The following is a 12,478-nucleotide window of genomic DNA, read 5'->3' as shown; positions in this document are numbered from 1 at the left end:
AGGAGGTGCCGTGGCTGTTTCTGGTTCTGACTTCAAGCGTTGGCTCGAAGGTCGCGGCATCACCACCTCGGCGAGTGAGCTGGGCCGCCTGACCGGATTGCATCGCGTCACGGTGGGCAACCAGATTCGGCGCGGTAACGTCCCCGAATCAACCGTGGTCGGCGTGGCCCGAGGCGTCGGTATCGACCCAGTCACGGCATTGGCGGATTTCAAGGACTACGAAGACCTCGACAGCCGGCCCCGCACACCAACGGCCGCGGAAGTCCTCAGCCAGGTCCACCACGCCGACCTCATGGTCGAGCTGCAGCACCGCTTCCACGAAGACCTGTTCCCCCGGAACGACAAGGTCAAAATCGACTTCCCCCACGACGGTTCCCATCGAGCGTGGATCGACGCCATCGACACCGGCGACGTCCGGCACGACGTGGCCGAGAAGACAGGAACGGCAATCACCTACCTGTTCAACCAGCTCTCGGAAAACAAGCTCACCCCCATCCAGGCGGTCACTGCTGCCCGGGTCAGCGGGACGTCGATGGTCGCGGGGCTTGTCGTCGTCGGACTCATCACCATGGAAGAGGGCGACTGGCCCGAGGACATCCGGGAAACAGCCCTGATGGTGATGAAGAACGAGGACCTGGTCGAACTCATTCAACAACGACTGAACCTCCTCCAGCGCCGCCTCCGGCAGCGCAAGGAAGCTCTCGAATACGCGGAGAAACTCACGGACCTGATCGGATGAACGACAGCATCTACGTCATTTCAGTCAGCTTCATGCTGATCTTCCTCGGTGGACTGACGTTCCACCGCATGACCTCCAGGCGCACACCCGAAGGGGCGCGGGCACTGCTGCGACCCAGTGGCCGGCTGGCTCTCATGGGAGTGCTGCTGACCGCCGCCTACGTCTTCTCCCTGCCGGGCGTCTATCAGGTGCTGGAGGCCATCGTGCCTATCTCCAATGGCACCGACTTCATCGCCAAATGCTGCGCTATGACCGCTGTAGGGGTCCTCGGCGTGCACCTCGCCGTCGCCTACGGCTCAGAGACGGCTACCACCTGGATCGTTGGAAAACGCGGCCTCCTGGTGGGCGTGATCGCGGCCTCAGGGGTGCTCTTCACGCTCATCGTGGCGGATACCCCCGAGGCGTCACCCCGCTTGGAGATGTACCAAGAGCAGCGCGCGGTGGAACTGAACGAGTGGATTGTCCTCGCCTACACCGCCTACGTACTGGTGCCCCTCCTGCTGCCGGTCTTCCGCGACAGCCGCAGGAACCCTCTGCGCTTCGGCCGACTGGCCTCGAGGTTGATCTTCGTTGGCTTCATCCTCTCGATCGGACGCGCCTTGGCCTACCCGCTGGAACTACGGGCGGGGGCTGAAGCGTTCTACATCTTCGAGCTGGTCACGCACGTATCGACAGCCTGCGTCGTCCTCGGACTGTGGGCTTTCGCCTTCGCCAGGTCACGCCAGCTGGCACGCAAGACCTTCGACACCGGTCTGTCGATCAAGTGAGGAGTGGAACGTGAGTCAGACACCACCAGAGGCCAAGATCGCGGTCGAGCGGATCCTGACCAGGGCGAACCCGGAGAACGAGGCCGCCTACGCTGTCATCTTCCGTGCCGTGAAAATCTGCATCGAGGCCGGGATGAACCGCCGGCAGACTGCCCGGTACCTCGGCGTCTCCGCCCGCAGGATCGACAAGCACGGCCAATACTTCCGCACCGCGAAGTCGGTCAGGACCATGTTTGGAGAAGCCTTCCGATCCACCTCGATTGACGTCCCAGCAGAAGACGCTAAGGCGAAGCTGATCCAGTGGGCGTGGAAGAGCTAGCCGCGCACTAATTGCTATGGATTGAAGGACTGTGCCATATTGGTACAGTCCTTCAATCGTTAGGAGGCCAGATGCAGCCCACCGGCAGAGAGGGGAGCGTGTCCCAAGACACGGCCACTTACGACTCGCCCCCGCAGGGCGACCGCAAAACGACACAAAAACAGTTTTGCCGTAATGCTTCGTGGTCACTGACCGTGGTGTTAGGTTCGGAGTGTCCGGAAAGAAAACTGTTTTCGCTCACGCGAGAATTGAGACCGCAAGGTCGCTGGACATCTGGAACTGATCACGAAGCGAAGGCCCCTGGGGCCAGCAGATTCAAAGGACAGTGGTAATCATGGCTGTGACAGCAGACGGTCGAGTTGGACCTGGCCGCAGGCACAAGGGTGACCGCAAGCTCATTGGCTTTCGCTTGGCGACGGAGAAGGCCAACACGGTGCGGGAGATCGCATCCGCTGAGGGCTTTGAGCACGTCAGCGACTGGGTAGCCTCCGTTGTCGAAGATCGCATCCAGCACACCGACCTCACCAAGACCAACCAGCAGGGGGCTCTGCCTATCGGCCGCCTCGCCTCTTAACGAAGAGAAGGCCCGCCGTAGGCGGGCCTTCGAAGACTTCGACTCACAACCTGTGTTTGCTTGCCGGCTGATCAGGAAGTAAGTCCAACAAACGCCTTTTCCCTTGGGAGGAGCGGACCTCTGTCATTCCTTCAGGAGGAATACCATCACTTTACCCCAGCATGGCTGGGCCTTGCCAGAGTTACAGAGTTCGGGCGTGTCGCTTGTCAAAGACGAGCCCTCGGTCGTATGGGCTGCACTAGCACCCCTCCTGGCAGGTCAGCCCCGTGTGAGGCTGTCGCGAGACGCCGGTAGAAGCTACCCGCAGAAGTTCGAGCGGGATCTAACTGATGCCCTGCCGACCGTGCCTGCAGCTGTCCGCGTCTTCGGCAAGGACGGCTCCTGCCGCGCGCTCTTCTTCGACTTCGACGCCTCCAAGGGAGGCCTGGCCCAGGTCACAGCTGACGTCCGGGCCCTGCAGGAATGGCTGCACCGCCTCGGCGCCCGCTGGATCGAGGACTTCTCCCCGAACGGCGGACGTCACGTCTACGTGCCGCTGGCCGACCCGGCGACCTTCGCCGATGCCCGGGAGCTCGTTGAGGCGCTGGGCAACAGGCTTCCGAGCCTCGACAGGACGCCCCACCAGAACCTCCTCCACGGGTGTATGCGCGTGCCCGGGAGCCGGCACAAGTCAGGCGGCCACCAGCAGCTCGCCATGAGCCTGTCGATGGCCTATGACGTCGCACGCCGGCCCAACGCCTCGACCGTCTGGGCGGCGATGCGCCGTGACCTCCGGGACGAGATCCAGGCTGCCCGGGCCCTCCGCCTCGAAGCGGTGGCCCCCGTACTCGAAACGTCCACAGCGGACACGATGGACGTCTCTTCGGCTCCCCGGATGTCCCAGGCCATGCAGAGCATCGCGCGCACAGGGCTGTACGACGTCAACCGCTACGGCAGCAACTCCGAGGCCCGCCAGGCAGTCATCACGGGAGCTGCTGCTGCCGGACTAGACGCCACCGACATCTACCGCCGCATGACCCAGGGGATTTGGCCCGGCCTCGCGTCCTTCTACGCCCGCTACAGCTCGGGCAACAGAGTCCAGGCACTTCAGCGCGACCTCGCTGCTTCACATCGGCACCTCAAATCAAAGGCCACAAACACCGCAAGGCAAAGCAGTGACCATAAAAACCCCACTAGCCAGCCACATACACAGCCGCCCGCACTACACCGTGGTAATTCCACGCTCGTCGGTTCTGCCGCCGAGCATCGATTCATCAGGACCTGGCGAAACGCCGCTTCGCTGGTTGAGCAGACAATGGGTTCCTCAAGGGCTGACCTCGCACGAAGGATGGTGCTCAGGGCATTGGGAGCCGCGGCACATATGACGGGGGGATCGGTCGTTGAGTTCGGGGTCCGATCATTGGCTGTTGCGACAGGGCTCGATCACACCACTGTGGCCGGTCATCTGCGCGCGCTTCGATCGGCGGCCAACCCCCTCATCGCCCTGCTCGAGAAGGCAAAGGGGACGCGGGGAGATCAGTACGAGCTCACCGTCCCGGATTCGCTCAAAGACAGTGCCGGAGATTTGGCTTGGAAGAAGGGCAAGCTGCACGCCCTCCGGCCTGCCTTCAGGGAGCTCGGCTTCCCTGCCGCGTTCGTGTACGAAGCGCTGGAGATATCGGTCACTCCCCTATCGACGGCTGAGCTCGTCCGCATCACGAGGCTCTCCCGCACCACGGTCAGCGAGTCCCTCGAGGTCCTCGCTGCGTGGAACCTCGCGACTCGCGGCCGTGCAGGATGGACCATGGAGGCTTCCACCAGCCTGTCCACGGTTGCCGAGTGCCTGGGCGTCCTGGAGAACGTCGCAGCACAGGTGAAGCTCTACAGGGCGCAGCGCGCAGTCTGGCGGGAATGGCTCGCTGGGCGTGCTCCGGATGCGCTGTTCCCCTCCCCCGATGACGACTACCCGTGGGAGACGTACGAGGGACCGCCCGACGACCTATCCCTCGCGGATTTGGCGTTCAGGCCGGCGGGCTGAACGCCAGAATTACAGAGTTCGGGAGATACGAGGTGCCAAGCGCGGGAGTGGTGTCCTAACTTCGGAAGTTCGGTACTCCGTAATCCTGTAGGTCAATAGCGCGGGTCGAGGCCACAGGAAGCGCGGATCTCGTTCTCCGTCACTCCCCCGAGCTCGTCCTGGTGCTGCAACAGCAGGTCGATGGCGGTACGAATCAGGGTGTTGTCCGTGATGCGTTCCGGGCCCTTCTTCCCCTTGTTGATCTTCATGCGGAGTGTCGTCAGAGCCAGCACCTGATCCCCGTAGACACGGACCTCCTTGCGGTCCATTTCCTCCCACGACGGCTTCTTCGCGGCTTTGGGCTCCGCCGCTGTGGCCCGCTCCCCCGCGGGCTTCTCAGGCTGCGGAGCCGCCTGCTTGGGCGCCGCTGGAACGGGCTCCTGTTGAGCGCGAGGAGCTGGCTCCGGGGCGGGCTCAACAGGCTCGGGAACCGCCTGGGCCGCCGGCCGGGTTGCTGATGGCTCCTGGACCGCCGTAGCGACCGCTGACGATGGCCCGGCCGGCGCGGCTACGGGCAGAGTGGCTCCCACTCCCCTACCCGTGCTGCGATCTGCCTCGTCCTGCTGGTCGCGCTGCATGGCGGCAAGCATTTCCTGGCTGCCCTGGTTCAGCAGCCCCTTCAACCCCTTCTTGACCGCCATGATCTACCTCGTCTCCTGGTTGGCCCAGATGCTCAAGAGCTCCCGGGCAACGTCCTTGTAGTCCGCGCCGGCCTTTTCGGCCGCCCGCGTCTTGTCATAAGTGGTCACCACCTGACCGGTAAGCGGTGCACGCTCGTGCACCTTGTAGGACCGCACATACGACTTGCAAACCTTCAGGCCAGCGTCGCGTAGTTCGTCCTGGGCGTCCGTGGCATCGACTAGGGACCTCGAGTCGACCTTCGTGATGACGACCCGGTAGTCCACTCCCCCGGGCTCGACAATGCTCTTGAACGTGTTGACCAGAGGCAGCATGGCCAGTGCCGTTGGCTCGGTTGGCAGGATCACGAAGTCCGAATTGGCCACGACGGCCTTCAGGACCGCCATGTTCTCCAGGTTTCCGGGAGTATCGACGAAGATCGTGTCGTAATCCGCACCGCGTAGCTGAGCGAGGACCTCCACGTCCGTCTCCGCGACGACGTCGAAAGGCAGCCGGCGGTCATCAGGAAGCTCTTCCGCCGTGGTCGCCCACGAGGTTACGGACAGCTGCGGATCAACGTCCACGACTAGCACGCGTGAGTGCTCGGCGACCACCGACGCCAGGTTCATGACGGTCGTGGACTTACCGGCGCCGCCCTTTTGGTTGATGACAGAGACAACTCTCATGTCGCACGGATCCTTCGCTGCAATGACAATTGGTCCGGCTGCAGTAGGAATCTACGTGCATTAGATGGAGTGGCCACAGGGGCCACCCAAGGTACGGAACTTACAGAGTTCCAGCTGTCAGCCGGCAAGCTAACGGACCCAACCTACCAGTGGATCCCTCCCCCACCTCGGAGGAACCGCCGGTGAGTTCCGACGTACCGAAGTCTGTAGGTTCGTACTTGCGAAGGTCCGAGGTTCCGAACTCCGAAACTACGAGAGTTCCGAGGGTTCAAGCTCGCCGCGAGATGCTACGCGTGCGAGGCACGACCGTCAGCCCGAACTTCCGAAGTTTGGCAGATTGGAAGAACGGTACTCCGGAGCTGGACCCGCCGCTGCACCACCAGACTCCCGAGGTTCGTAGGCTGGCGGCCAAGTGTTGCTGAGGGGGCGGGAGCACTGCCGAAACTCCGGAGTTGCTGAGTCCGGAACTTTGGAAGGACGAGGCCTAGTCAACTCGTGGTTGGCTGACTGGCGAGGTGCGGGAGATTGGACCGCTGAGCTGTGGGCGACCTCACCACTGCCAAACTTCCGAAGTCCGGAAGGACCGAATTTGGACGGGGCGGGCTCCCATGGTCTCCTACTTTCGAGGTCTGGGGCTTTTCGCCAACGCGTGCTCGAGTGTCGCACTGCCGGACCTCGGAAGTTCGAAAGGTTCGAAGCCCGGGCATGCCTGGCCTCGGTGGCTACGATCTGCTGAGTGCTGGTGTTCCGCTCGATCGGGTCTTTTGCTATCCGTTCTACCGAACTCCGAAAGTTCGGAAGAACCGAGATCCGGAACTGCCCGATTCAGGTGTTCACTGACTGGCAAGTCGAGGTCTGAGGCGGCTGCAGGTGCGCATAGCCGAACTTCCGAAGTCCGGAAGACACGGACTCCTGATCTCTCTGAGTCTGGAGGCTCCGAACTGCCGAGCTGCGGAAGGCTGCACGGACACAAAAGTGGGACGTCGGTACTGCCGAACTTCCGGAGTTCGGCAGGACCGAGCCCCGGTGCTGCTTGAGCTTGGCTGACCCCAAACGCGGAGGCCTAGAAGCTCCCCTGCGTGCAGACATTCGCGCCCGTACTGCCGAACTTCCGGAGTTTAGAAGACGATGATGTCGGAGGTTACGAACTGCGGAAGTTCGGGAGTACATTCCAGTATCCGGGCCGCCGGTGGCCGGCGCCAGTACCTAACTTCCGAGGTTCGGAGGTGCGATGCTTCGGCTGCCTCTGAGTAGATGGACCGGCCGCGTGGGGAGCGTTTGCTCGAAACGGTGGGGGAGGGGCTGGAATGACTCGCTGTGGGGCGGCCTGCGGGCGCTGCGACTTCGCAGCGGAGCGTCGGCGGTGGCTATGCCGTGAGGGCGTGAGCGGGCGAAGTAGGGCAACCCCGGGTACGGAAAAGCCCCGGCGGTGACGGCCGGGGCTTTGACATGCTGGCGCGCGACAGGGCCGGCGAAGGCTCTGCCTTGAGCTGCTCGTCGATCATCGTGCGGATCTGGCGCAGGGTCTCTGGGGAGAGGTCCGCGAGCTGACGTGCTGCGAACCGGCGCACGTTGTTCTCACGCATCGTCCTGAGCAGGTCGAGCTGGGACTCGATGCGGGCCGGTGCGTCCGGACGCCGTCTGCCATGTGGTCCGCGTTAGAATCCTGGATCCAGTCGGCCAAACGGACGGTACCGAGCGTGTAAACATGCAGACGACCGGAGCCTTCACCGATGGTTGTACTGGGTGACAGCGCTCCTGCGTCAGTTCCGACATGGAGAGGTGAGTTAGTGATGACTCCGGCCCTTGCGCAGTGTCGCATTTGCCACAGCACAAGCTTCAGGTGAGGGATGGCTCCTGCCCGAGCGCTGGTTATACCGGACGATTACCACCGAAGTCGGCCGCTACTGCTGCCCCAAGCACGCCAACAAAGCCTGATCAATCCCCGACCTGACAAGCTCACCGATTTGATGGCCTGCGTGTCAGGATGCCGCGGTGAACAGGAGCTCACCGATCACCCAGTTAGGGTTTCAGGTACTTGCGGCGACGTCGTCCCTCTAGGGCTGATGCTCACACGCAGCTGAGAGGGAACCTGACGTGGGGGAGTACACCGTCAGGGTCATGAACAAAGCCGCCAGGGTAGTGACAATCGACAGACCAATTCGTAGACCTTCAGGTTGGGCTGTGCGTCGGCGCCACCGAACCTTCAGTGCCAGAATACTCAGGCGCTGATGGCATTTCTTGTCACGAGGGAAAACCGGAGACGGGACTGTGTGGTGCGGGTCCGTTTTCACCCCTTGAAGGCATTAATCAAAGCGTCGGTCCGGGTTGCCGCGTTTGGTGGCTGGGATGCTGGGTGTATGACAGACCAATCCCTCGAGGAGCAGCCCAGGCCGCTGCGGTTCCTCACCCTGCAGCAGGTAGCCGATGAGCTGAACACCAAGCACAACACCATCCGGGCCCTCATTGCTTCAGGGGATCTGCCGGCCATCCAGATCGGCGGCCGCGGCCAGTGGCGCATCGAACGGGCCATGCTCGAGGACTACATCAGCGCCGCTTACGCCAAAGCCCGCACCGACATCGCACGCGGCGACATCGACGCTTCTGACAGCGCAGCGAAATGACGCGAGCCCGCCTGGGCTATTGCGGGCCTGGTGGTGGCTCTGCTGGCAGGCGTGGCGGTGGCGCTTTATGAAGCCAACGGCGTGATCACTGATCCGGGGAAGCAGGTCTGCGACATCGCGGTCCGTCGCGGGAGCTGCGACTGATCCACGCGGCGCGCGGGTGTAACGAGTCGACGACTCGTGGGCGGCGCCCAGTTTCCGCTGACCGGTTGATCAGCCGGCGGTTTCCGGTTCAGGTGCCCGGAGGCGCTGTAGCGGCGAGGAAGCGCCCCTGGCGCTGGAAGCTCCTGACCTGTAGGACTGCCAGGACGGCGAAGGCTGCGAAGAAGGCTAGGTACACCCAGTCCAGGTTTCCCACGGCTTGGCCGATGAAGTAGGTGTAGGCGGGGACGATCAGGAGCGTGGTGGCGGCGTCCTTGCGGCTGCGCACGGCAACGGCCCGTGCCACGGTCAAGTGACTCGCTGGCACCATTTCCTTGCCGTTGATGCCGCGCATCAACGCCTTCTGCTCGTCCTTTTCCAGGGGGAAGGTGACGGCAACATTTGATCTTAGTTTAACCCGGGGTTTGAGCCGCTTTGCGTTGTACACGAGCCCGCCGACCAGGGCGGCGATGGCGAAGATGAACCACCCGGCCTGCACGAGCGTCGGAACCTGTTCGGGCCCGTCAGGAATGACGATAGGGCCCAGCAGGGACAGGAGAAGGACGATGGCGAGGGCGCCGAGCGGCAGGTAGCGGGTGTAGTAGACCCGCAAGGCCTCACCCATGCCGTTGTCGGCGTAGCCTTGCGCGTACTGCCCGGCTTTTGCCCATCGGGCATCGGCTGCCGTTCTCGGATCCTCCACCCCGGCCATCACCCCCCTGATCGATCGAGCCGGTCGGCTTCTAGTGGGCTTCGTTGTAGGCGTCGATGATGGACTGGGTGATCCGTCCGCGGGAGCTGGGGTTGTACCCGTTGTCCTGCGCCCATTGGCGGATCTGCTGCGTGTCCTCACGCTTGGACCGGCTTGTCGAGGAGGACGTGGGGGCTTTCTGTCCGCCCTGGCCCCTGCGCCCGGTTTTGGCTTTGCGGGCGTTGTCCACGTACTCGGACAGGGCTGTGCGCAGCTGCTGCGCGTTTTCCGTAGTCAGGTCGATCTCGTAGTCGATGCCGTCGATCCCGAACCGGACCGTTTCCTGTGCGACGTCACCATTGAGGTCGTCGACCAATTGCACCTGTACGCGCTGCGCCATTATCACTCCTGAGTTATTAGACATGAATCAATGATCCCCAGCCTTCCACCCTATCGTGTCGAAAAAAATGTGGTGCACACCTGCAAACTGTCCCGGTTTCATTCACGGGAGCGGTTGTTGTTCTTTTTGTTGCGATCCTCGTTCTGATGGTTGTTTTGCTTGCCGTCGTGGTTGCTGTGGTGGTTGTTATTGGGTATGGGTGTGACGGAATTGAGCCATACCCAGCCCTCACGCTGGATCTGAATGAGAGGTTCCAGGAAGCGGATCTTCACTGCTGTGCGGGTGTAGGCGATCGCGTGGGCCTGGATCCGGATTGCTTTGGAGGGGTAGCGGATCCACGCGTACACCCGGCGTGGTTCCGGGAAGTCGATGGGCGGGGTGTTCTCAAGGTCGAGTTCGGCCGCGGTGAGCATGATCAGCTCCTCGCGCATGACGAACTCCTCAATCCGATCGTCCATCAGCCTCGCGTAGTGTTTGGTGTATCTCTTGTTCTGACCCATGGCCCTGCATTCCGCCCCGCCACCTGCTGCTCATGCTGTGTGAAGCGGACCTGGTCGGACACTGGTCGAGACAATCACTATCCCTCCGTAGCTGTTGGTGGCTGCTAGTAGCCGTCGATGGTGGTGACGCGGCGCAGCCGCCAGTCCTCCCACCGGGCATCGGCGTTCATGTCGAACTCCAGGACCGGGGACGCCGGCCCGGTCTGGGCGCGGAACCGCCAGAACCGGGTCCTCACAACACTGCCCAGACTGCCCCGGCTCTCGCGCCCACCCAGGCTGTCATGGCTGCTGCGGCTGCTGTGGATGGTGTCTGTGACTGGGGGAGTGGTGACGGGTTCCCGCCAGGTGTCCGAGCTGGACCACGCGAGGGGTTCGCCGATGACCTGCCAGATGCTGCCCCGCCAGCGCAGCGCCAGGGGTGTCCCGGAAGGTAGGAATCGAACGGCTGCCGGCTCGTCCAGAACATGCCACGCACCTGCCCGTGTGCCCTCGCGCGCAGTGTCCTGGGCTGTTTGCTGGGCCGCGTGCTGGGCTGGTTCTGTGGGTGGTGTGGTGTCCACTGGTTGCGCTGTCATCGGCTGCTTCTCCCTTACCCCTGGTGGTCCTTGTGCAGGGTTTAAAATAGAACACAGGTTCGATTATTTGGAAAGCCAGGACGCGCACGGGGGTGGGGGTTGCGGGTCATCCACCTGTGGGCGGGTGGAGCCCGGAGGAATGAGCTCAAAGCCGTCCACCTGTGGATGAGCCGCCCGCAACACCCTTGCGGCGGTTGGTTACTGTCAACACCATGCATCGCACGCCGCCTGTCTCCCACCAAGGAGGAGTACGTTCGGTCCGTCGTGATCCTTTGCCGAGGTCGGACGCTGTGCAACGCTGGCCGGAGGGAAGGCCTGGGGGTGGGGGAGTAGCGGTGGCTGATCGGACAGGCGCGGAGTCTCATGCGTTTTGATGACCTGATCCTGGCTGAGGACGAGTACCCGCAGGGGGCGTGTGAAAACCGGCAGGAATGGCTACTGATGTACTCCCGCGGGGTTCCGCCGGCGGTCATCGCCGGATGGAGCAGGGTCGACGTGCGCCGCGTCCACCGGGCAATCGACCGCCAGGCGGAAAGGTGTCCTGGATGGTTCGGCCGGTGCTGGCTGATCCACGACCAACCCGCCCCCAGCGGCAACCGGCGCCGCTTCCGGCGGAGCCGCGAGCAGGTGTGGTGGGAGCACTACGCCCACATGAGCGCGTACGTGAACAGGGTGGGTGGGTTGCCGGCGCAGAACGACAGCGCGGAGGCCCGGGTGTTGTACCGGTGGTTGGAGAACCAGCGCCGCAGCTTTGATGCCGGCCGTCTCGCCCAGGACAGGATTGAGGCCTTGAACAGGCTGGGGGAGTGGGTAGGTGCCCGCAAGGGTGATCCGGAGGAGTTGTGGGCGCTACGCCTCGAGCAGGTACGGCAGTTCCGGGCGAAGGCCGGCCGGTTCCCGTTCTATGACCCGCAACGTCATCCGGACGAGAAGATCCTCGCGGTTTGGTTGCACCGCCAGCGCACATGGTGGCGGAAGGGCCGGCTTCGTCCCGACCGACAAGAGACTTTGACTGGAGTGCTGCCTGGCTGGGATGCACCCGCCATTGCCTGGCAGCGGAGCCCTTCACCCGGGAATGCTGTTCTCTAGCTTTCACACTCTCGCTCCCTGTCTTTGTGGAGAGCGTCGACAAGGTCATCGCACGCTCGAGGTGTGCATTGGTGCCGGTGGTCGTCGGCGACAACTGTGGGTGAGCCAGCGTGGGGCTTGTTCCTGTTGTCCAGGGGCGGGCGTCGTTCACTCTTCGGTGGGAAGAGGTGTCGGGGTGGAGGTCGGTCCTGCATTCTGATCTGGAGCGGAGGGTAGAACGGTGACCCCAGTGTTGAAGTTGTATTGGGGTCGGTAGTCCTCCTTGGGGAAGGAGTCGAAGTAAGCAGCGTTGTCCTCGGAGTTGTATACCTCACCCTCGGGGTTCCACACCCGGATGATTCTCTGGTCCGGTGCTGTAGGGCTTTGATCGATAGACCACGCCCAGCCCTCCAAAACGTCGCCCTTGTCCCGAAGGTATTCGTCGGTGGGAACCGCGCCGTTGTTCTCCCTCATATAGGCGTTGCTCGTTGATGCTGTCCGGTAGAGCATTTTGGTTGTCTTGAAGTCGATCTCCCCTAAGGGTGTTGTCTCTTCCTCGGGTGGGGGAGTGGTGGCGATGCCGGTTGGGAGGGCATGGTCGCTGCGAAGGGTGTATGCCGTCGCTTCTGTGTTGTAGGCATAGGGGACTGCCCCGGCTTTGCTTGACTCCTGACTTGTGAGGATTTAGTCCTCGCAGCAAGGATGTTCACATGCCTAAGC

The 12,478-nt window shown here is 62.9% G+C and carries 14 protein-coding genes; 7 read left to right on the top strand and 7 right to left on the bottom strand.

Annotation, left to right across the window (positions count from 1 at the left end):
* The first annotated feature begins 10 nt into the window (after positions 1-10).
* The 5 genes from ACX80P_RS16080 to ACX80P_RS16060 all read left to right on the top strand — a co-directional run bounded on the left by ACX80P_RS16080 (position 11) and on the right by ACX80P_RS16060 (position 4,416).
* Positions 11-739, top strand: a complete 729-nt coding sequence (locus tag ACX80P_RS16080; RefSeq protein WP_334211685.1) for a hypothetical protein — start codon at positions 11-13, stop codon at positions 737-739.
* The gene (locus tag ACX80P_RS16075; protein ID WP_459279117.1) at positions 736-1,506 is read left to right on the top strand and encodes a hypothetical protein; all 771 of its coding nucleotides are present in this window, start codon (positions 736-738) and stop codon (positions 1,504-1,506) included. Before ACX80P_RS16080 ends, ACX80P_RS16075 begins: the two co-directional genes overlap by 4 nt.
* A gap of 10 nt (positions 1,507-1,516) precedes the next feature.
* Positions 1,517-1,825: a hypothetical protein gene (locus ACX80P_RS16070; protein WP_459279116.1), complete on the top strand. Its 309-nt coding sequence runs from the start codon at positions 1,517-1,519 to the stop codon at positions 1,823-1,825.
* A gap of 334 nt (positions 1,826-2,159) precedes the next feature.
* Positions 2,160-2,399: a hypothetical protein gene (locus ACX80P_RS16065; RefSeq protein ID WP_459279115.1), complete on the top strand. Its 240-nt coding sequence runs from the start codon at positions 2,160-2,162 to the stop codon at positions 2,397-2,399.
* Between the two features lie 343 nt (positions 2,400-2,742).
* Complete coding sequence (locus ACX80P_RS16060) at positions 2,743-4,416, top strand: MarR family transcriptional regulator (RefSeq protein WP_459279114.1); 1,674 nt, start codon at positions 2,743-2,745, stop codon at positions 4,414-4,416.
* A gap of 92 nt (positions 4,417-4,508) precedes the next feature.
* On the opposite strand, the gene ACX80P_RS16055 is transcribed toward ACX80P_RS16060, so the two are convergent.
* Together ACX80P_RS16055 and ACX80P_RS16050 are read right to left on the bottom strand one after the other, a co-directional pair.
* Entirely contained in the window at positions 4,509-5,096 is a 588-nt protein-coding gene (locus ACX80P_RS16055; protein ID WP_459279113.1) for a hypothetical protein, read from the bottom strand.
* 3 nt (positions 5,097-5,099) lie between these two features.
* Positions 5,100-5,759 carry a ParA family protein gene (locus ACX80P_RS16050; protein ID WP_459279112.1) on the bottom strand — a complete coding sequence of 220 codons (660 nt, stop codon included), beginning with the start codon at positions 5,757-5,759 and terminating at the stop codon, positions 5,100-5,102.
* A 2,360-nt stretch (positions 5,760-8,119) separates the two neighbouring features.
* On the opposite strand from ACX80P_RS16050, the gene ACX80P_RS16045 reads away from it, so the two are divergent.
* Positions 8,120-8,383 carry a helix-turn-helix domain-containing protein gene (locus tag ACX80P_RS16045; protein WP_459279111.1) on the top strand — a complete coding sequence of 88 codons (264 nt, stop codon included), beginning with the start codon at positions 8,120-8,122 and terminating at the stop codon, positions 8,381-8,383.
* A 232-nt stretch (positions 8,384-8,615) separates the two neighbouring features.
* On the opposite strand, the gene ACX80P_RS16040 is transcribed toward ACX80P_RS16045, so the two are convergent.
* The 4 genes from ACX80P_RS16040 to ACX80P_RS16025 all read right to left on the bottom strand — a co-directional run bounded on the left by ACX80P_RS16040 (position 8,616) and on the right by ACX80P_RS16025 (position 10,690).
* Positions 8,616-9,236, bottom strand: a complete 621-nt coding sequence (locus ACX80P_RS16040; RefSeq protein ID WP_459279110.1) for a hypothetical protein — start codon at positions 9,234-9,236, stop codon at positions 8,616-8,618.
* A gap of 31 nt (positions 9,237-9,267) precedes the next feature.
* Complete coding sequence (locus ACX80P_RS16035) at positions 9,268-9,615, bottom strand: histone-like nucleoid-structuring protein Lsr2 (protein ID WP_459279109.1); 348 nt, start codon at positions 9,613-9,615, stop codon at positions 9,268-9,270.
* Between the two features lie 98 nt (positions 9,616-9,713).
* Complete coding sequence (locus tag ACX80P_RS16030) at positions 9,714-10,046, bottom strand: hypothetical protein (RefSeq protein ID WP_459279108.1); 333 nt, start codon at positions 10,044-10,046, stop codon at positions 9,714-9,716.
* 173 nt (positions 10,047-10,219) lie between these two features.
* Positions 10,220-10,690 carry a hypothetical protein gene (locus ACX80P_RS16025; RefSeq protein WP_459279107.1) on the bottom strand — a complete coding sequence of 157 codons (471 nt, stop codon included), beginning with the start codon at positions 10,688-10,690 and terminating at the stop codon, positions 10,220-10,222.
* Between the two features lie 363 nt (positions 10,691-11,053).
* Here ACX80P_RS16025 and ACX80P_RS16020 point away from each other — a divergent pair, with 363 nt between their 5' ends.
* Positions 11,054-11,779 carry a helicase associated domain-containing protein gene (locus tag ACX80P_RS16020; protein WP_459279106.1) on the top strand — a complete coding sequence of 242 codons (726 nt, stop codon included), beginning with the start codon at positions 11,054-11,056 and terminating at the stop codon, positions 11,777-11,779.
* 147 nt (positions 11,780-11,926) lie between these two features.
* Here ACX80P_RS16020 and ACX80P_RS16015 read toward each other — a convergent pair whose 3' ends face one another.
* Positions 11,927-12,268 (bottom strand): hypothetical protein, encoded by a 342-nt coding sequence (locus ACX80P_RS16015; RefSeq protein WP_459279105.1) that lies wholly within the window; start codon positions 12,266-12,268, stop codon positions 11,927-11,929.
* Between the last annotated feature and the right edge of the window lie 210 nt (positions 12,269-12,478).

This window comes from Arthrobacter arabinosi, from assembly GCF_054511115.1.
The sequence above is the reverse complement of the archived record's forward strand: the minus strand, read 5'-3'. Positions and strand labels throughout refer to the sequence as shown.

Bases quoted from the DNA above. Each gene is read 5' to 3' on its own strand.
- ACX80P_RS16035 (WP_459279109.1), bottom strand. From the start codon at position 9,615: ATGGCGCAGCGCGTACAGGTGCAATTGGTCGACGACCTCAATGGTGAC.
- ACX80P_RS16050 (WP_459279112.1), bottom strand. From the start codon at position 5,759: ATGAGAGTTGTCTCTGTCATCAACCAAAAGGGCGGCGCCGGTAAGTCC.
- ACX80P_RS16040 (WP_459279110.1), bottom strand. From the start codon at position 9,236: ATGGCCGGGGTGGAGGATCCGAGAACGGCAGCCGATGCCCGATGGGCA.
- ACX80P_RS16030 (WP_459279108.1), bottom strand. From the start codon at position 10,046: ATGCGCGAGGAGCTGATCATGCTCACCGCGGCCGAACTCGACCTTGAG.
- ACX80P_RS16075 (WP_459279117.1), top strand. From the start codon at position 736: ATGAACGACAGCATCTACGTCATTTCAGTCAGCTTCATGCTGATCTTC.
- ACX80P_RS16025 (WP_459279107.1), bottom strand. From the start codon at position 10,690: ATGACAGCGCAACCAGTGGACACCACACCACCCACAGAACCAGCCCAG.
- ACX80P_RS16045 (WP_459279111.1), top strand. From the start codon at position 8,120: ATGACAGACCAATCCCTCGAGGAGCAGCCCAGGCCGCTGCGGTTCCTC.
- ACX80P_RS16065 (WP_459279115.1), top strand. From the start codon at position 2,160: ATGGCTGTGACAGCAGACGGTCGAGTTGGACCTGGCCGCAGGCACAAG.
- ACX80P_RS16015 (WP_459279105.1), bottom strand. From the start codon at position 12,268: ATGCTCTACCGGACAGCATCAACGAGCAACGCCTATATGAGGGAGAAC.
- ACX80P_RS16020 (WP_459279106.1), top strand. From the start codon at position 11,054: ATGCGTTTTGATGACCTGATCCTGGCTGAGGACGAGTACCCGCAGGGG.
- ACX80P_RS16055 (WP_459279113.1), bottom strand. From the start codon at position 5,096: ATGGCGGTCAAGAAGGGGTTGAAGGGGCTGCTGAACCAGGGCAGCCAG.